Annotated in this window: 15 protein-coding genes; 10 read left to right on the forward strand and 5 right to left on the reverse strand. The window is 39.9% G+C overall.

Features of this window, described 5'->3' with window-relative positions; all coding sequences use genetic code 11:
- Nucleotides 1–135: 135 nt before the first annotated feature.
- A complete protein-coding gene (locus tag WN50_RS18670; protein ID WP_046280802.1) occupies nt 136–1,374 on the reverse strand; it encodes a class I SAM-dependent methyltransferase in 1,239 nt (412 codons plus the stop codon).
- 440 nt (nt 1,375–1,814) lie between these two features.
- Here WN50_RS18670 and WN50_RS18675 point away from each other — a divergent pair, with 440 nt between their 5' ends.
- The 5 genes from WN50_RS18675 to trpB all read left to right on the forward strand — a co-directional run bounded on the left by WN50_RS18675 (nt 1,815) and on the right by trpB (nt 8,776).
- Nucleotides 1,815–4,097 carry an alginate lyase family protein gene (locus WN50_RS18675; protein WP_046280803.1) on the forward strand — a complete coding sequence of 761 codons (2,283 nt, stop codon included), beginning with the start codon at nt 1,815–1,817 and terminating at the stop codon, nt 4,095–4,097.
- Between the two features lie 99 nt (nt 4,098–4,196).
- Nucleotides 4,197–5,243, forward strand: coding sequence for an L-histidine N(alpha)-methyltransferase (egtD, locus tag WN50_RS18680; RefSeq protein ID WP_046280804.1), 1,047 nt, complete (start codon nt 4,197–4,199; stop codon nt 5,241–5,243).
- Between the two features lie 133 nt (nt 5,244–5,376).
- Complete coding sequence (locus WN50_RS18685; RefSeq protein WP_046280805.1) at nt 5,377–5,937, forward strand: TRAP transporter small permease subunit; 561 nt, start codon at nt 5,377–5,379, stop codon at nt 5,935–5,937.
- Nucleotides 5,938–6,045: 108 nt separating this feature from the next.
- Complete coding sequence (locus WN50_RS18690; RefSeq protein ID WP_046280806.1) at nt 6,046–7,374, forward strand: TRAP transporter large permease; 1,329 nt, start codon at nt 6,046–6,048, stop codon at nt 7,372–7,374.
- Between the two features lie 157 nt (nt 7,375–7,531).
- Complete coding sequence (gene trpB / locus WN50_RS18695; RefSeq protein ID WP_046280807.1) at nt 7,532–8,776, forward strand: tryptophan synthase subunit beta; 1,245 nt, start codon at nt 7,532–7,534, stop codon at nt 8,774–8,776.
- A gap of 30 nt (nt 8,777–8,806) precedes the next feature.
- Here trpB and WN50_RS18700 read toward each other — a convergent pair whose 3' ends face one another.
- From WN50_RS18700 to WN50_RS18715, 4 genes are read right to left on the reverse strand one after another with little or no spacing between them, the layout of a single operon-like run.
- Nucleotides 8,807–9,550, reverse strand: coding sequence for a DUF928 domain-containing protein (locus WN50_RS18700; RefSeq protein ID WP_049560195.1), 744 nt, complete (start codon nt 9,548–9,550; stop codon nt 8,807–8,809).
- A 6-nt stretch (nt 9,551–9,556) separates the two neighbouring features.
- Nucleotides 9,557–11,875: a CHASE2 domain-containing protein gene (locus tag WN50_RS18705; protein WP_235441023.1), complete on the reverse strand. Its 2,319-nt coding sequence runs from the start codon at nt 11,873–11,875 to the stop codon at nt 9,557–9,559.
- A 24-nt stretch (nt 11,876–11,899) separates the two neighbouring features.
- Nucleotides 11,900–12,832, reverse strand: a complete 933-nt coding sequence (locus WN50_RS18710; RefSeq protein ID WP_072075605.1) for a DUF1822 family protein — start codon at nt 12,830–12,832, stop codon at nt 11,900–11,902.
- 38 nt (nt 12,833–12,870) lie between these two features.
- The gene (locus tag WN50_RS18715; RefSeq protein WP_046280810.1) at nt 12,871–13,545 is read right to left on the reverse strand and encodes a hypothetical protein; all 675 of its coding nucleotides are present in this window, start codon (nt 13,543–13,545) and stop codon (nt 12,871–12,873) included.
- Nucleotides 13,546–13,960: 415 nt separating this feature from the next.
- Here WN50_RS18715 and WN50_RS18720 point away from each other — a divergent pair, with 415 nt between their 5' ends.
- The 5 genes from WN50_RS18720 to WN50_RS18740 all read left to right on the forward strand — a co-directional run.
- The gene (locus WN50_RS18720; protein ID WP_200906314.1) at nt 13,961–14,167 is read left to right on the forward strand and encodes a cyclic di-GMP-binding domain-containing protein, MshE-related; all 207 of its coding nucleotides are present in this window, start codon (nt 13,961–13,963) and stop codon (nt 14,165–14,167) included.
- A 69-nt stretch (nt 14,168–14,236) separates the two neighbouring features.
- Nucleotides 14,237–14,428 carry a hypothetical protein gene (locus WN50_RS18725; protein WP_046280811.1) on the forward strand — a complete coding sequence of 64 codons (192 nt, stop codon included), beginning with the start codon at nt 14,237–14,239 and terminating at the stop codon, nt 14,426–14,428.
- A 297-nt stretch (nt 14,429–14,725) separates the two neighbouring features.
- Entirely contained in the window at nt 14,726–15,424 is a 699-nt protein-coding gene (locus WN50_RS18730) for a PEP-CTERM sorting domain-containing protein (RefSeq protein ID WP_046280812.1), read from the forward strand.
- A 177-nt stretch (nt 15,425–15,601) separates the two neighbouring features.
- Nucleotides 15,602–16,339, forward strand: coding sequence for a hypothetical protein (locus WN50_RS18735; protein ID WP_046280813.1), 738 nt, complete (start codon nt 15,602–15,604; stop codon nt 16,337–16,339).
- Nucleotides 16,340–16,469: 130 nt separating this feature from the next.
- A partial coding sequence (locus tag WN50_RS18740; RefSeq protein WP_046280814.1) for a two-partner secretion domain-containing protein occupies nt 16,470–18,956 on the forward strand: 2,487 nt, incomplete at its 3' end.

Below are 18,956 nucleotides of genomic sequence, written 5' to 3' on the forward strand. Positions count from 1 at the left end.
TTTATTCTGGGTGTTGTTTCTTATGTCTCTATTATCGAGAACATTTTGTTGAGGGGGAAATTTACCACGAAGACACAAAGACACGAAAGTTTTCTCTTGGTGTCTCTGTGTCTTGGTGTTCTTTTTTTCTTCCGATTAAAATTGGGGAATGGTTAAACCTTTAAGCTGAATTGGCTTTGAGGCTGTTAACCTTTTCCCTTGAATTAAAACTCCAAACCCCCCTAAACCCATTGGGTTAATCAGAGAATGTAAGGAGTCACGTCTTCGTAACACTTCGGATAAATTTTGTCCTGGAGTTTGGGAATTTGCTGCTATGCGATCGCCGAGTCCTAATGCCATTAAAAATAGGGCTTGTTGAGTGAAGCCGATGATTTCTAATTCTAATAGTTCTCCTTGTTTTTCTAAGGCGGTAAAATCTACGTGAGCGGTTATATCTTGTTTGCCAATATAAATGTAAGGATTGTTATGATGACGGTGTTGATAATAGCATTGCAAGGTTCCGCTTGAACGAGTTGGGGTATAATAGCGCTCGGCAGAGTAGCCGTAATCAATGGTTAATACAAATCCTTGATTTAATTTTTTGGCAATTGTTGTTATCCAATCGATTGCAGCTAGGTTGATTTCAGTGCGATAACCTTCGGGATAAATATTGGATAATAGGTCGATTTTTAGCGGGGAAAAATAGCTTAAAAGTTGGGGGGTTGACAACTCACCCTCAATTTCGGTAAAATAAGCATTACTGCTATACTCGCCCTCTCTATGGGAATTTAGGGAATTTAACGATACATAGAGTTCTCGGAGTTGGCGATCGCGAACAATCACTTGATGAACCGGGAGAGCGTCCACGAGTTCGTTAGAGAAGAAACAGCCTGTAATTGAATCATCAGGAATCTCCGGCCATTCACACCAACGCACAGAGACAGCAGAACCGATTGTGTTTTGGAGTTTTTGTTGTTGTTCGGCTTTGAGGGCGGGTGATTTTTCGATAATTATATAATCGATAACCTCGAAGCAGTGCGGATACTGTCGCTGAATGTATTGTAGGATATCCGCCGCGAGAATCCCTTGTCCGGCGCCCATTTCCACGAGGGTAAACGGCTGAGGTTGATGTAAAATCTCCCACATCTCCACTAACTGTTCAGCGAGTAATTCTCCGAAGTCAGCGCCCAAATGAGGGGCGGTAAAAAAATCGCCTTCTGCACCGATGCGAGTGTGAGGAGTTGCGTAATATCCCTGTTGGGGATGATAAAGAACCCCATTCATATAATCGGCAAAGGAAATGCGCTGATTTGGGCTAGCGGTAATTTGCTGAGTGATCAACTCACGCAGAATCAAGTTTTGATCGTCGCAGTCAGTTGGAGGTTGAAGGGTCATTAGACGAAAGATTTGAGATGAGTGTTAGGGACTGAATATTGAACCAAAATTACAACCCGCTCAAGGAATGCTACATTAATCTACCACATTATATTCGATTGGGGGTTGGAGAGTCTGGATATCGCTATGTTGTCTAAATCTTCAGATTTGTTAATTTTATAATCTTTGATATATTGGGTATATTATCGCGATCATCAATTTCTAGTTTTTCACAGGGAATCCTAGAGTTGGGTTGTACTAGCTAGCTAGAGAAGCTTTCAGGGTGACAGAGGAGAGAATCTCAAAAATTATCTTCTCATCCTGCCCTATTAATTTTTTGATATAAAACAAAAAAAATTGGTATGTTCCTTCGGTGCAGGAACAGAATTTGGCTTTTCAATAAAATCAAAAAAATTCGATTCGCCTAAATATCACCTCTCGGTTTGAAAAACAGGTACACCATGATTGATAAAGCGTTGAACATCGATCTTTTTTATGATGGGATTCAAAAATTAAAAATCAATCTGAAAAAAGCAGGCATTAAAATCAAAAAAGGATTGATTTATCCTTTTAATACAATTTGGCTGATCTCAATCAATACTCCCCAAAGATTAAGTCAAGGAGAATATCACGTTGATTGGAGTCTCATGTCACTTGAAGATCTGTGTCAGCGATATCCGCAGCGAATTAAAAATCTATTTTCCAATCTCAACTTAGAAATAGAAGGCTTAAAAATTACTAAAATCGAAGTCTCCAAAGGCAATTGGTTAGGCGCCTGTAAAGCGTTACTTGAATATTACCGAAACGATCATCCGACTCAATGGCATCATCAGCTAGCAGTTCAACCGAATTCAGTCAATAATTCTGAGCCTGATTTATTACTCAAAGATATTTTGACCTTTCAATCAGCAACTAGCCAAGTTCCTCGGTTAGCTAACCATCATTTAGATTGGTCATACAAAGGAGAAAAAAATGATGAACAGTGGGCTTGGTTTCTCAATCGTCACTATCATTTTATTGACTTGTTGATGGCTTATCAACAAACCAGTAAACCCTACTATATTCGCCACTTAAACGATCAAATTATTGATTGGATTCTTTCAAGTCCATCCTTAACAAATCCTTCCACCTGGGCGCAGTGGCGGGGCTTAGAAGTTGCTTGGCGAATGATTCATTGGTCGTCAATTTTTTATCGTTTACAACCCGTGCAAGAATTTTCGGATGTGGCTCGTATTCTCATGCTATCTAGTATTCCGAATCATGGCTATTATCTGCGACATCTTCATAGTTGGGGAGCGAACTGGCTGTGTCGAGAAATGAATGGTTTAGCGACAATATCTCTTTACTGGCCAGAATTTAAACAGGCTAAAGAATGGTTGAAATATGCGAAAAATCGTTTTATAAAAGAAATAGATATTCAGGTGTATCCCGATGGTGTTCACAAAGAACTAACCAGTCATTATCATCGAGTCACCATGAATGATTTTCAAAGTTTTGCGAGGTTATTAACTCAAGCTGATCAGTTCGTTCCTCTGCCTTTTAAAAAACGCTTAGAACAGATGTGGAATTATCTGGCTTATTCCATGCGTCCCGATGGTAGTGGTGTTTTGAATAATGATTCAGATCGAGATGAGAATCAACAGCCTGTGCAGGAAGCAGCCATCACCTATGATCGTCCTGACTGGACTTATATTACCACAAATGGAAAGCTGGGTCAGAAGCCAATAGGAGAGCCATCAGTCCTGTTTCCTTGGGCGGGTCAAATGATCATGCGAAATGGTTGGGATACCCAGGCTCATTGGGCATTTTTTGACATCGGGCCAATGGGAATTAACTATCACATTCATAACGATAAATTGCATCTTTCTATCGCGGCTTATGGACGAGATTTATTAGTCGATAGTGGTCGATATAGTTATGTTCGTAGTCCTTACTGGCGTTATTTTCGAGGGTCAGCGAGTCATAATGTAATTTTGGTTGATGGAGGCGGACAGAAGATGGATATCCGAGAAGCTCGTCGTCCGCTTGTTGAGAATATTAACTATAGTATCTCATCAGAATTAGACTATGCTCGGGGTCAGTTTGATCAGGGTTTTCAAAGGGTTTCAGGAACGGCGATTCACACAAGATCGGTTGTCTATCTGCATGATCAATACTGGATCGTTGTCGATCAAATTATTACGAATCGTCCGCGTAAACTGGAGACTTTATGGCATTTTCATCCAGATTGTACCGTCGTTGTAGAAGGAGATTCTGTCGGTTCAGTGGATGCGGGATTAGGAAATCTGAAAATAATTCCGGCTTCTCCGGTGGGTTGGATGGTAAATTTAATTCAAGGTCAAGAAAATCCGGTTCAGGGTTGGTGGAGTCGAGAATACAACCATAAACAACCCAATCCAACTGCGATTTATTCAACTCAAATTCAAGCTTCAACCTGCTTTGCTTGGGTTTTGGTTCCTGCAAAAGATCGGGTTCCTACAGTTACCGTGAATTTACTGTCGTCTTCTTCTGATGCGATTATTTTATCAGTCAAAATAGGCGATCGCAGTCCTGCTACAATTGCAGTTAACTTCAACAAAAATCTACCTTTAGAAGTCAGTCCAGGTGTGATGCTTGTCGGGGACTGTGGGGTTTTCCGTGAGGGACAAGCTCCTGTAGTTGCTTGTGGTTCTATCGTATCCGATCAAGTCGAAGAAATCTCTTCCAGTTCGCTTGCTGTTCTGCGGAAGCTTACCAACTTATGAGACAATAATAAACGAGATCGTCTTAAATTTGTCCGTCAGACCTGAAAATGACTGGGCAAGTTGGCGTTGGTCTCAATTGCTGCGTCTAGCTAAGTTGCAATGCAAATTTCAAACCCATCAACTTCTAAAGAGAGTGATTGTTCACTTCTGAAAAAACGGCTGTGGATCGAAAATCTTGTCAGTGAGACGGCTTCTCTGGAGTCGGATATTCTTCAAGCGACGGATGTAATTCACGGGTTAACTCAAAGCCCAAAAACTCTCTCTCCCAAGTATTTTTATGATGATCGCGGTTCGGTATTGTTTGAGGAAATTTGTGAGTTACCGGAATATTATCCGACTCGCACCGAAACTGCTATCTTGAGAAATTGTGCTTCAGAAATCGCTCATTTGACAGGCCCTTGTGAATTAGTTGAGTTGGGAAGTGGGAGTTCGACAAAAACGCGAATTCTGCTAGATGCTTACCAAAAGCTCAATCATCCTTTACGCTATTTACCGATTGATATTAGCGGGGGAATGTTGGAAAAAAGTGCCTATGAATTGTTAGGAGATTATCCTTCTTTGCAGGTTCATGGTTTGGTTAGTACCTATGAACTCGCGCTTCAACAACTAAAATCTCCCCCATTACCAACCCGGATGATTGGTTTTTTGGGGAGTACGTTGGGAAATCTCAGTCCGGCGGAATCTGATCAATTTTTTGCTCAAATTACAACCGCATTACAACCCGGAGAGTATTTTCTTTTGGGAATTGATTTGCAAAAACCTCCTAAGATTTTAGAAGCGGCTTATAATGATGCTCAAGGAGTAACTGCGGCGTTTAATTTGAATATGCTGCAACATCTTAATCGCCGTTTTGAAGGTAATTTTAATTTACAACAGTTTGAACATTGGGCTTTTTACAATCAACAAGAGCATCAGATCGAAATGCACTTGAGAAGTTTGCGATCGCAAACCGTTCAGTTGCGGAGTCTAGACTTAACGGTGAATTTTGCCGCAGGAGAAACGGTTCACACTGAAATTTCCCGCAAGTTTAACTTAGAAAAAATGCAAGCTTACCTGAAATCTAAAGGTTTAATCTCGCTACAGGTTTGGACGGATTCTCACCCCTGGTTTGCGGTGTTGCTGTGTCAGTTGGAAGCTAACAGTTAACTGCCTGTAGGGTGCATCAAATGACCTCATTTTTTGACCAGAAAGAGAGTAATCTGTTTGATGCACTCTAATTTTAATGATATAAGATAAACAAGAGTCTATCTGTTACATTGATTACAAATGGGAGTTGATTGTGCAAGTTCTATTGCAGATTTCTAGATTAATTGACCAGTTTAATGAATCGATTGGTCGTTTTGTTTATTGGTTTGCCCTGCTGATGATTGCTGTAGGAACGTGGAATGTTGTCGGTCGTTATGTAGGGCGGACAGTCGGGCAAAATCTCAGTTCAAACGTCCTGCTTGAAACCCAATGGTATATTTTTGATGTGATCTTTTTGTTAGGTGCGGCTTACACGTTAAAGCACAATGAACACGTCCGAGTTGATGTGATTCAAAGTCGCCTTAATACCAAACAAAAAGCTTTAGTTGATTTATTTGGAAGTGTATTTTTCCTGATTCCCTTTTGTGTGATGGTGATCTTCTATTCTTGGGGGGCTGTTAGCAATTCTTGGGCAATTTTAGAAACTTCACCTGATCCGGGTGGTTTACCTCGTTATCCAATTAAAAGCTTAATTATTGTCAGTTTCTTGTTGTTAATTTTGCAAGGAATTTCTGAGGCGATTAAAAACTTTGCCATTTTTAAAGGTATTCTCACGCCGGAAATTGAAGATCCCAGTCGCCGATCTTTGGAATAGCTGAAATCCCAGAATTGTATTGAGTAATTTGATTACATAAACTTCCTCTAGTTTGATCATAATTTCAAGTATTTTGAATTGAAATCTGTTTAAATCTTGTCGAATGCTATGAATCCAGATCTGTTAAGTCTGTTAATGTTTGGGGCGGTGTTAGTCTTTCTTGCAATTGGCTATCCCGTTGCCTTTTCACTGGGAGGAGTTGCCCTCTTTTTTACGTTTATTGGTATGGCGTTGGGAATATTTGACCCGATTTTGTGGTCAGCAATGCCCCAACAAATTTTCGGTACTATGAATAATTTTACCCTACTTGCCATTCCCTATTTTATCTTTTTGGGGTCAATGTTAGAAAAATCTGGCATTGCTGAAGACCTCTTAGAAACGATGGGAATTTTATTCGGACGGGTGCGGGGTGGGTTAGCCGTTGCGGTGATCATTGTTGGGGCATTACTTGCGGCTACAACAGGTGTTGTCGCGGCAACGGTGATTGCAATGGGATTAATTTCTTTGCCGACAATGCTGCGATATAACTACAATAAAAAGCTGGCTACTGGAGTGATTGTCGCATCAGGAACCCTCGGACAAATTATTCCACCTAGTGTGGTTTTAGTGGTCTTAGGCGATCAACTCGGGGTTTCAGTCGGTGACTTATTTATTGGGTCAGTGATTCCGGGTTTATTAATGACGGGAGCCTTTTTAATTCATGTATTAATTGTAGCCTTTTTACGCCCTGATATTGCCCCAGCGTTACCGCAAGAAGTCCTAGATGCACCGGGACTCGGAGGCAAAATTATTAAAGTTTTAATTCCGCCAATCTTACTGATAACTTTAATTTTAGGAACTATCTTTTTTGGCATTGCGACTCCAACAGAAGCGGGTGCTGTGGGTTGTGTCGGGACGATGATTTTAGCCGCAGCAAACCGCCGACTGAATTGGGAAAATATCAGCCAAGTTTGTGATGCCACTTTGCGAACCACTTGCATGGTGATGTTTATTTTAATTGGTTCGAGGGCATTTAGTTTAGTGTTTCGCGGACTCGGCGGTGAACAATTAGTCCGAGATTCCCTTTCTAATACACCGGGAGGGGCTATCGGCTTTTTAGTCATTACAATGTTATTAATCTTTATTCTGGGATTTTTTATTGACTTTTTTGAGATTGTTTTTATTGTCGTGCCGTTACTCGTTCCCATTGCCCAAAGTTTTGGGATGGATTTAGTTTGGTTTGGTGTGGTACTTGGGGCTAATATTCAAACCTCATTTCTGACGCCTCCTTTTGGCTTCGCGTTATTTTATCTACGAGGTGTTGCACCGCCAGAAGTCACAACCGAAGATATTTATCAAGGCGCAATTCCCTTTATTCTGCTACAATTAATGGTGTTAGTCTTGATTATTGTATTTCCGCAAATTGTTAGCTTTTTACCCTCGTTGGCAGCAACTTAAGTGACGGGTCAGGGTAATTGATGAATTACCCCAACAAAACTGTAAACTGAAAAAACGGAGTGCGATCGCCAAGAATCGAATAAAATATAAAATTAATTCAACCCAGACCCCAAACTTATATAATAATAAACAATCGTTCAGTTAACGTTTTGAGCCAGTGACTACAACACCCCTCCGCCCGGATTCTCAACCCACTTCTACCCAACGCCCCGACGACCAGGGACGCTTCGGCCAGTTTGGAGGCAAATATGTTCCAGAAACTTTAATGCCAGCTTTAGCGGAATTAGAAACCGCCTTCAAACAATACCGCCACGACCCGGAATTTCAACAGGAATTACAACAACTTTTGCGCGATTATGTGGGTCGTCCGAGTCCGTTGTATTTTGCTGAACGTTTAACCCAATATTACGCCAAACCGGATGGTACCGGGGCGCAAATTTACCTCAAACGCGAAGACCTCAACCACACCGGCGCCCACAAGATTAATAATGCCTTGGCTCAAGCGTTATTAGCCCTTAAAATGGGCAAACAGCGAATTATTGCTGAAACAGGCGCAGGTCAACATGGCGTCGCTACAGCTACGGTTTGTGCGCGGTTTGGCTTGCAATGCGTGATTTATATGGGCGTCCATGATATGGAAAGACAAGCCCTAAACGTCTTTAGAATGCGGCTGTTGGGGGCCGAAGTCAAACCCGTTGAAGCGGGAACCGGAACCCTAAAAGATGCCACCAGTGAGGCGATTCGAGACTGGGTAACAAATGTAGAAACGACGCACTACATTCTCGGTTCCGTCGCAGGCCCCCATCCCTACCCGATGATGGTGCGAGACTTTCATGGAGTTATTGGTGTAGAAACTCGCGCCCAATGTTTAGAAAAATGGGGCGGTTTACCTGATATTTTATTGGCTTGCGTGGGTGGTGGTTCTAACGCGATGGGACTGTTTCACGAGTTTGTCAATGAATCCTCTGTGCGGTTCATTGGCGTCGAGGCGGCAGGTTCAGGGATTGAGACGGGGAAACACGCCGCCACCCTCACCAAAGGACGAGTTGGGGTGTTGCATGGGGCGATGAGTTATCTATTACAAGATGATGACGGACAGGTAATCGAAGCCCATTCAATTAGTGCGGGTTTGGACTATCCCGGCGTTGGGCCTGAACATAGTTATTTAAAAGATAGCCAACGGGCAGAATATTATAGTGTTACTGACCAAGAAGCCTTAGATGCGTTTCAACGGTTATCGAAGTTAGAAGGAATCATTCCGGCGTTGGAAACTGCCCATGCGATTGCTTATTTAGAAACCCTTTGTCCGCAATTAGAAGGCAGTCCTCGGATTATTTTAAACTGTTCGGGACGGGGTGATAAAGATGTGCAAACAGTCGCTAAGTTTCTCGACCCTGCTTAAAAACTTGTTGATTTTCACTCGGTTCGCGAGTCAGCAGCAGTCAATGATGGGAATTGGAATGAATTCTTCTAATTCTACTGATTTGAGGAAGTTAGACCAATCATTGGTTAAAGTCGAATCAGACGGGTTAGCGCTCATTCCCTGAATAAGACTCGTTAAAGCATCATACCAAATACCGTTTTCTGCATAAACAAGATGACTTTTTTCGGTTTGATTATTTCCTAACTGACTGTTCAATTCTTGACTCCCTTGAACTCGTTTTATCCAGCCATGAACGCTGTGATTGTTTGATGGATTTTCAGCATCACAAACCAGTTCAAAAAACCAATGATACTCCTGTTCAAGTTCTAGAGGTTTTGCGGTTGAGGGAAGTTTAACACTAATAATTCCCGGTGTTTTTGATAGTTCAACTAAAATCGGTTTTTCGAGAATCGGACTTTGATTTTCATCTAAAAGCATCAATTCAGCTTGACGAATTTCGGTAGAATGATAAGGAATATAAAACCAAAACGTTGGATATTCTTTTGTCGTTAAACCCAAGTTTGTTTGAGGGATTAAAGCGGTTAGAGGGGGCTGAGTTGCAAGGCAATTTCCGCGACTTGCTCCCCCTTTACGATTACCCGGTCTGCCATCTCCATCAAAATCAAAGTTTTGGTTGCTGGCTAGCTGAAAAAATGAGCTAGCTTTTGAAGGCTCATCAATTCCATAACTAATTTTTCCTGTAAAACTTAGGAAAAATAAGAGGGTTGTGAAGTATAGCTTTATCTGAGTCATTTTTCATTATATAGTCTTAGGAAAAGCAACTTTTATAACACCAGTGAGTATCAATGCCAACCCAGAGGGAACAATCGGTATCCAACCTCCTTTTGTTAAAGTAATATAGCCAATACCACCGATAAAAATTAGACTCACACTACCAATAATAAGATACAATATTATTGTAGGTTTTTGGCGATAAAAATAAAAAATAAAGAGGATTTCTCCAATCACAGCACATCCGAAAATCAAGAGAACTTCTCCCCCCTTGGGTAAGACCCGAAGCAAGGGTCGATGATCTTGAACTGCACTGAGAATTTGACTGATCATTTGAGCTTGAATAAAGACTCCCGGAGTATATTTAATCGGTGAATAACCCGCACTATAAGGCGTGAGAAAACCATCATCGATACTCTGAGCCGTTGTACCAATCAAAACAATTCTATCTTGAATCCACCTTGGATCAAAGCGATCGCTGAGAATATCACTTAATGTAACGGTTTGAGCGGGAGCTTCAGAAGATCGATAATTGAGCATAATTTGATATCCCATTGCATCTAATTGATGATAACCTCCCGTTGCAGGTTCAAGCTTTTTAAACTCAACTGAACCGATTTTAAAAGTATTCGGTGAAGTGCGATTAAATTCAATTCCTTCAGCCTTGAGATAACGATAAGCCACCTTATAACTAAAGGATTTTTCTGTATTACATTTAGAGTTTGGAGTCATTCCCAAAAGCTGACGCCGAACAATTCCATCCGGATCAATAGGTACATCACTAAACCCTACTTGTTGAAGCGGAACTTGATCGGGAGGAGGAATAGAAGGATTATTTTCACCGTCGCCAACTTCACAAACAACAATTAATTTTTCATCTTGTTTTAAGAGATTGGCTAATTTTTGCTTATTTTTTTGAACGGGAAAAGGACGATAAATATCCAAACCAATCACTCTCGGTTGATATTGATTGAGTTTTTCTAATAACTGTTTCAGTGCTGTATCCGATAAAGAACCTCGTAATTCATTGGGATTTTGAGCTTGAATATCTTTCTCTGTTACGGTTATAATTAAAATCCGAGGATCAGGTGGTTCATCGGGTTTTAACCGAATTAACGCATCTATTGCTTTCAGTTCCCAAGTTTGTAGTATTCCGAGCGATCGCACACCCATTACTAAGCTTGTTATAACGACACTTATCGTCAATATTTTTTGCCAATCATTCCATCGAAATAAAGGAGTTTTTTGGGGTTTAGACTGAGGTTTATTAGGCGGTTGACACAACTGTTCCCAAGTGAGCGATCGCGCTGTGGGATGCTGAAAAATAACAGGAAGCCAACTCGCACAGGGAAGTTCTTTTTCTAATTCATCATGTAAACGTTCCCGTGCTTTCCGCACTGCAAACGTAAAAGATTTTCCAGTTGAAAAAGCAGTCAGAAAATACTTCAGAAAGCTTTGAGCCACTTGATCGGGAACAATTTCTCGCATGACAATCATTCGAGGAATATGCAAATCACTGAGTTCTTTGGCTAATCCTAATCCATCACAAGAATTAAAAATTGCTAGTTGTAACCCAGATTGAACTGTTTGTTTTAAACCATATTTAAGCTCACTCAGGGTTAAACTCTCTTGAGAATTAATGTAAATTGTTCCTTGCTCACCTTTGGTTTCACTGTGTCCCGCAAAAAACAGAATATCCCAAGTTTTTTCCCAGAGTAGATCATTGATTTCTCGGCGTTTCGGTTCAACTAAAAATACAAGATCGACATTCGGTAAACTCTCAAGCAGTTGGCGATCCTGTTCAATATTGATCCCTTCACTGTGTCCCAGAATTGCTAAAATTCGCACCTGAATATTAGGTGAAGATTCAGTGGAAATGTTATGATATTCTGGAGTGCTAAAGGCAACTTCAGCCAGACGAGATTCCACCCAATCCCAAAGATGCCAGGGTAGTTTTTGAAGTTGAGGATCACAAGTGCGAATTAACACTCGAAGCGTTTGATTGAGACTGAACCAATCTCGTAATTTTCGATCAATTTTTTGAAACTCTGAAGCATCTAGCCACGCTAAAAAACAACTACTCAGTTCTTTCGCTGAGTCTTTACAAGCCTCAACTCGATTAATACTACCATCATAAACAATACCTTCAACTTTTATCCGGTAAGGCGCACCAATTAAACGATACTTTTCCCAATGATTTTGTAAGCAAGTTGCGAGTTGAAGATTGGGAGGTAAACCGCCTGTCATTTCTAGTTCTCGTTGGTTTGCTAACCAAATTTCCAGGGTTACTCTTACCCCCCTTTCCAAATTTCCCTCTAATTTTAGGACAACTTGCTGTTCCATCATGGGTTACTCATCCTAACTCCAATTTTAGATCACAAAGGTTTCGACGATACTCAAATCTCCTAAAGCCACTTTAACACTAAAAATTTCTCCAGATTCCCCACTAAATTTTAATTGAATATTCTTCGTACTCCTGGCTTCGGCTTGCATGACAGTTTCTCCATTTTCATCGAGTAACATCAGTTGTAGATTTTGAGGTAAATAAACTTGATTATTAGCGGGATACAACTCAACCTCAATACCCATTTCTAAGTCTGTTCTCGGTTGCAAACGAACCAATAAGCCAACCTGTTCAGCCGTTGGTTCTAAACTAAACTTTTTAATTCGTTCAACTCCCAAATCAGAATTTACAGGTATTAGAGAATCGGAAGTTATATTTCTACTTCGGAACGCCAGTTTCGGAGGAGAAAAAAAAGTTTCTAGGGTTTCCCAACTCCCCTCGAAAGTATTCTGTAGCCATTGGTTAAGTTTAACCGCATTTTCGATTTGACTCGCATATTTGAGAAAAAAATCCAGAGATTTTAACTGATTCAAAGGAACTTCTTCAGTAGAAACCTGTTTGATAAAACCCAAAATATTGGCTTCAGTTAAAGCCTTATTGAGTTGTACCGCAAAATAACCTCTGCGGTGATTCATAGACTCAAGCGGAATAGAAACAATTTGTTGAGAAGGAAGAACCGGACGACATTCAAACTTACCCAAATGCTGCACATTCAAATCGGCTACATCGCTAAATTTTTGCATCATTGGATCGAAACTATCACTCGATTTCCAATCCGGTTCAAATCCCATACATTTCAAATAAAACTCAACCGCATACACGCTTAAAGTATTCAGATAAACTTGTTTAGCGTGTTTAGGAGCAAGTTGTTTTTGGCGAAACTCATCCGCCTTTTGATGAGCTTTGATCGAAAGAGGAACAGTAAACGTTAAAGATTCCATAAGATTGTTAGTTTTCATTTTAAATACCTCAATACACCCAGTTTAACGAAATTGAACTAATTTTGTAAGTATTCTCGGAAATACGGTGTAAATTCCTTTAACCGCTTTTTATAAAACTCACACAACGAAGAAACAGGCACATTTAATTCGGCTGAAATATCTTTCCATTTGCGATCTTGCCAAATTTTAGCGATCGCCAAAAATTGAAACGTCGCTTTAGGCTGTCCTTTAATATACTCTTTGGTAAAGATATTATCTGGATTTTCTTCAATTAAACTTTGAAGTTCTTGAGATTTAGAAATTTGTTCAGCAGGTAGCCTAAAACTATCTAAGTCTTCTAAATTAGGTAAAGAAGCAACATCTTCATTTTTCTCACCTTTAGGTAAATAAGTTAGACCTCGACGGGTATATTGATTGAAACAATCTGTAAATCGTTTATCCAAGAGAAAATTACACCAAGCCATCACATCTTGTTCGGGATTGTATCTATCAATATTTTGACAAATTTCCATCATCATTATACTTTTAGCTTCATTGTACAAATCCTCATAAATACTTACTGGAAAAGGAAATGAGCCTTTTTTCGGACGTATCAAACGACCAGATTTTAAAATTTTATCCATCAGCAAATTCAACGCTCGTCGGCGCTCGTAGCTTCCTTTCGAATACTGTTGAGCCTCTCTTGCGAGTTGGTTGAACTGAGAATCAATTGGACTTTTCCCCTGGTGCATAGATACTTCCTATCCTGTGTTTAGGACTCTCTGTATAGTTTCTGGTTTCGGAGGTCGTTTTTTCGGATGACTCAGTTTTTGTTACAAAATTTCAGACAAGCACCTTGTCCAGTGAGGCGTTGTGAATGTTCTCTAACGCTTATCTAGAGAGTGTTGTAACTGAGATCTTGCACCAGTTCAGAAACCGGGTTTCTTGCTACTGCTTTTAGCTTATAGCCTATATTTTTCCTTGAGAAACCCGGTTTCTCGGGTCTTGTTGATCCGCAAGATGTGAGTTATAACCAATTTTCAGTTACAGAAAACAGAAATTTTTTCAAAAAAAGTCAAATTTCTGAAAAAAAGTACAACAAGTTCAGAAACATATGTAGAACACAGTTGACAAGGCTCGCGCACTGACAGCTAATTTCATGGAGGAATGACTCAAGTGAAGTTAGGACAAATATTGGTTCGGAAAAAGTTAATTTCGTTATCTCAGTTGGAACAAATCCTAACGTTTCAGTCTTCATCTTCTAAGAAATTAGGGGAACTACTGGTAACACAAAGATTAATTGAAGAGGAGGACTTACAACAAGCAATCAAAGAGCAATATTGGCGAGATAATGGCTTTTGGGTGATTGACTAATATTCACATTTTTTTGAGTCAATCCTGAGAAGCTTTTGATAACGTTCATTCCACCCGTTGAGGTCTATTATGAAAAAAAATCTCTCAATTTTACCTGCTGAACTTGCGAATCAGTATTTATCGTCTGATCAGTTTGTGCGGATTATTAATGCTGAGTCTCAAACGGTTTACGGTTGGTGTAATGTAGAAGATTTACTAGAAACGCTGGCGGGAAATAACATCAAAAAGTTTTTGGTCATTCCATTAGATTTAGACGGTTGAGATTATTAGATGAGGTAAAAAATGGCTGAAATCAAGACCGATAGACTATTCCCCAGGAGTCAACTTTACACAACACTCCTTTATGTAAAGAACATTTCTTTATATTTTAAAGATTGGGTAAAGGATGTTGACTTGTTACGAACAGGTTAGTATAGTATGAACACATTAAACTTCTAACACTCTGTAGGTTAACCCCGATCTAAGATTGAATTGATTGTCTAAGTATTCAAAGTCAGTTCAGAAATAAAAAGTCAATCAAAGCTTACAGTTATTTACATCATCTGGAGATTAGTGCATATGAAAATGATCAAGTTAATAACAGTTACAGCGTTAACGCTTGGGGCTGTTTTTGGGAGTTTTGTTGAGTCAGCAGTAGCAAGGGGGGGTAGATGGTCTGGAAGTAGTACGGCCGAGCCAGAAAATTATTTTGAATTTAGCTTATTTACTCAAACGCCTAGAGGTCAAGATATACGTGATAGCAAACGGGGTAATCGGAATTTAGGTCTTTTCAAGGGAGCCATTGAAAACTTTTCTTTTTGCTCACAAAGTGACGATGCTGATACATTCCCTAACTTAGGTAATGGATGTGAATTATCCGGCTTTACAGGATCTTATATAGATGACTCATTTCCAGTTTTAGATTTACAAGCGAGAAACAGAGAGGGAGTGGTTGAATATAGTTTTCTTCTTCCAAACACAAATAAGCAAGTTTTTCCAATTGATAGTCTTCTGTTTAACTTTCAGCTACGTCTAGATCGGATTCCCTCAGAACTTCGCCTTGACCCAGTTAACTCTCTAAAGGATATTTTCAGTCTGTTTAACTTAAGAGATGATGATGGTGAACTCTTACTAAAAAGTTTATTAAACTCAACCAATTCTGATGCTGACGTAGAAATACAATACGTTCCAGAGCCGAGTTCGATGAATGCCTTATTTGCTATAGGCATTTTAGGTGCTGGTTTTGGACTGAAACGTAGATTTAAAATCAAATCATAAATATTCTCGAATTGAGAACCGTATTAAACCGATAGGTTAATTGTATGTTTCTTCGGTTAACATTTTGGGAAGCAGATAGGAATATTGTTAACTTATCCGTTCCAATAACGTAAGTTAACACAGCAAAAGTCAATCAAAGTTTACAGTTATTTACATCATCTGGGGAGATTAGTGCAAATGAAAATGATCAAGTTAATAACAGTTACAGCGTTAACGCTTGGGGCTGTTTTGGGAACTGTTGTAGAGTCAGCAGTAGCAAGGGGGGGTAGATGGTCTATAAATAGTTTCCGTGGATTCGATAGTAATTATGAATTCAGCTTATTGACCGAAACGCCTGAAGGTGAAGAAATATTTGATAGTAAACCGAATGACCAAGACTTGGGTATTTTTGAGGGAGCTATTCAGAATTTTAATTATACAGTAACAGAATGTTGCACTTCTCCTGAAGAAACCCCTGAGATACTAGAATCTGGATCATTTGATGTTTTGGATTTGAGAGCAAGGATAAGACAAGAATGGGGATTGACTGAATATAGTGTTATTAATCCTCAGACAGGCACGAGAGAAAGTAGTTCAGAGAGTAGTCTTTTCATTGAATATAGCTTTATTAATCCCCTGACGGGCAGGAACGAATTTATTCCACCAGGTTCAGGAGGTGTTACTCTGGTAGACTTTGCGATACCTTTAGCTGAAATACCAAAGGAACTCGATCCAGTTAATTCCTTAAAAGATATCTTCACTCTTTTCAGACAGCCATCATTGATTGAGAGGCTATTACAACAAAATTTAGAAAATTCGGAGATTGAAGTCGTTGAAATATCTGTTCCTGAATCTGACATTTCAAACTCTTTACTCATTCTAGGAGTTGTAGGTGCAGGTTGGGGACTTCAGCGTAAGTTGAATCGAAAATCGTAAATTTTCTTGAATTCAGGATGCGGGGAAACGGATGAAATTAATTTTTCTTCCGTTAACACTTTGGGTGAAAATCTTCGTACAATAATGATATGCTATTTCACTAGCCCACCTGTCGCAGTGCATCGAAATCATGTTGAATAACCTCATTCAATCGTCGTGTATCGGGTTTATCGGAGGAAGTCTTCTCAGTATTCTGTTTACTCCTTTACCCGCAGACGCACAAATTGTCCCAGATAACACCCTACCCCAAAACTCTATCGTTACTCCCCAAAGTAATGTCACACAAATTGATGGAGGAACAAGAAACGGGAACAATCTTTTTCATAGTTTTGAGCGGTTTTCTGTCCAGACGGGGGAAACTGCTTTTTTTAATAACGCTGTTGAGGTTCAGAATATTTTCTCTCGCGTTACAGGGGGTTCAATTTCAGAAATTAATGGCGTTTTGAGAGCGAATGGAATTGCTAATCTATTTCTAATTAATCCCAATGGAATTATTTTTGGTGAAAATGCTTCCCTTGATATTGGAGGTTCGTTTTTTGCGACAAGTGCAGATAGTATCATTTTCGCTAATGGAAGTGAATTTAGAGCAACTAATCCTAATACTCCACCGCTATTAATCATTAATATTCCTGTTGGTTTGGGCTTTCGAGAAAATCCAGGTAAAATTGTTAACCGTTCTTTTGTAGAAGTTGATGAAACAGGAGTTGAATTTGAGAGATTTATCGGTTTGCAAGTTCCACCTGAAAAAACTTTGGCTCTTATTGGAGGAGAAGTTAATCTAGAAGGTGGAATTCTGACAACAACAGGAGGACGAATTGAATTAGGTAGTGTCGCCGGAAATAGCTTTGTTAGCCTTACAACCGTACCAGAAGGATTTACTTTAAATTACGACGGCGTGCAGAATTTTCAAAATATTAGTCTATCTAACCGAGCTTTAATAGATACAAGTGGTGAACGAGGAGGAGGAATTCAAATTCAGGGAAGACAAGTAAATCTCACAGGTGATTCTGTTATTGTTTCCAATACGTTTGGTGCAGAACCCGGAGAAAATGTAATTGTTATTGCTTCTGAATCTTTAAATATGAGTGGAGATGCAACCGAACTAGCGACCTATAGTGAAGGAACAGGTGCCGCAGGTAATTTAATACTTGAAACCGGAAGATTAACTATCCAAAATGGTGCATTTGTCATAACTGTTGGTCGAGGTCAAGGTCAACCCGGAAATTTAGAAGTTCGTGCAACTGAATCAGTAGAATTAGTAGGAACCACAACAGATGAGTTACCAAGTGGTTTATTTGCAGAAGTTGAAGCAGAAGCTACAGGCGAAGGAAGAACCCTCTCAATTGACACGAAACAGTTAATTATTCGGGATGGAGCGCAAGTTTCTGTGGTTACTTCTAGCACAGGTCAAGGAGCAGATTTAATAATAAATGCTAGCGACTCAGTAGAACTGATAGAGACAAGAACAGAGGGTTCCAGTCCTACAGCGTTGGTGGCTCAAGCTTTTGATGAAGGTACAGGAGGAACAATTACTCTGAATACTGAAAGGTTGATTGTTAGAAATGGAGCGCAAATATCAGCTTCTACCTTTGATTCCGGTCAGGCTGGAGATTTAATCATAAGAGCCTCTGATTCTGTTGTATTGCAGGGTAGTCAAATCACATCAGAAAATACATTTCCAAGTGGATTGTTTACTAAAGTTGAACCAGGAGCGACAGGTGATGCTGGAAACTTAATTATCGAAACTGGACAACTTTCTGTACTAGATGGGGCGCAGATATCCAGCACTGCTAGAAATGGAGGTCAAGGTGGAAATGTGACGATTAATGCTGTGAATTCCGTTATTTTAAGCGGAACTACATCTGTACCAGAACCGCAGCAAGACCAAAGAAGTGGGATTTTTGTTTCGGCTGAACCGCCGGCGCGTGATAATGAGGGGAATTTAATTCTAGATGAGTCAGGACAACCGTTTATTACCACTGCTGATGCTGGAGAATTAATTATAAATACCCCTGAATTAATTGTTGAAAATGGGGCGAGAATCTCTGCGGATAATTTTGGGACGGGTGGCGGAAGTAATGTTAACTTAAATGTTAATCGATTAATTATTCGGGATGGAGGACAAATTGGGGCGGGTTCTCTTGTCGAAGAAAATGCTATTAATAATGAACGGGGTTCGGGCGGAACATTAACAGTAAATGCTTCTGAATCTGTAGAAATTACGGGAACTGATACGATTGGCTCGAATGTTGAAAATAGTCGTTTATTTACCTTAGCAGAAGGAACGGGAAATGCGGGGAATATAAGCCTTTTTACGCCTAATTTAACCGTTGCAAATGATGGAGAAGTTAACGTGAGTGCAACGGGAACGGGAGAGGCGGGTAATTTAACCGTTGAAGCGAATTCAATTCGTCTGAATCAGGCAAGTCTGAGGGCAGAAACTCGTCTTGGAACTCAAGGAAATATTACCATAAATTCGCGTGAGATTCAACTGCGTCGGGGCAGTCAAATTACTACAAATTCCTTAGAAACCGGCACGGGTGGAAATATTACGATTAATAGTAATCAGTTAGTTGCAATTGAAAATAGCGATATTTCTGCCAATGCTCAAGCGGGG

It is taken from the genome of Limnoraphis robusta CS-951, assembly GCF_000972705.2.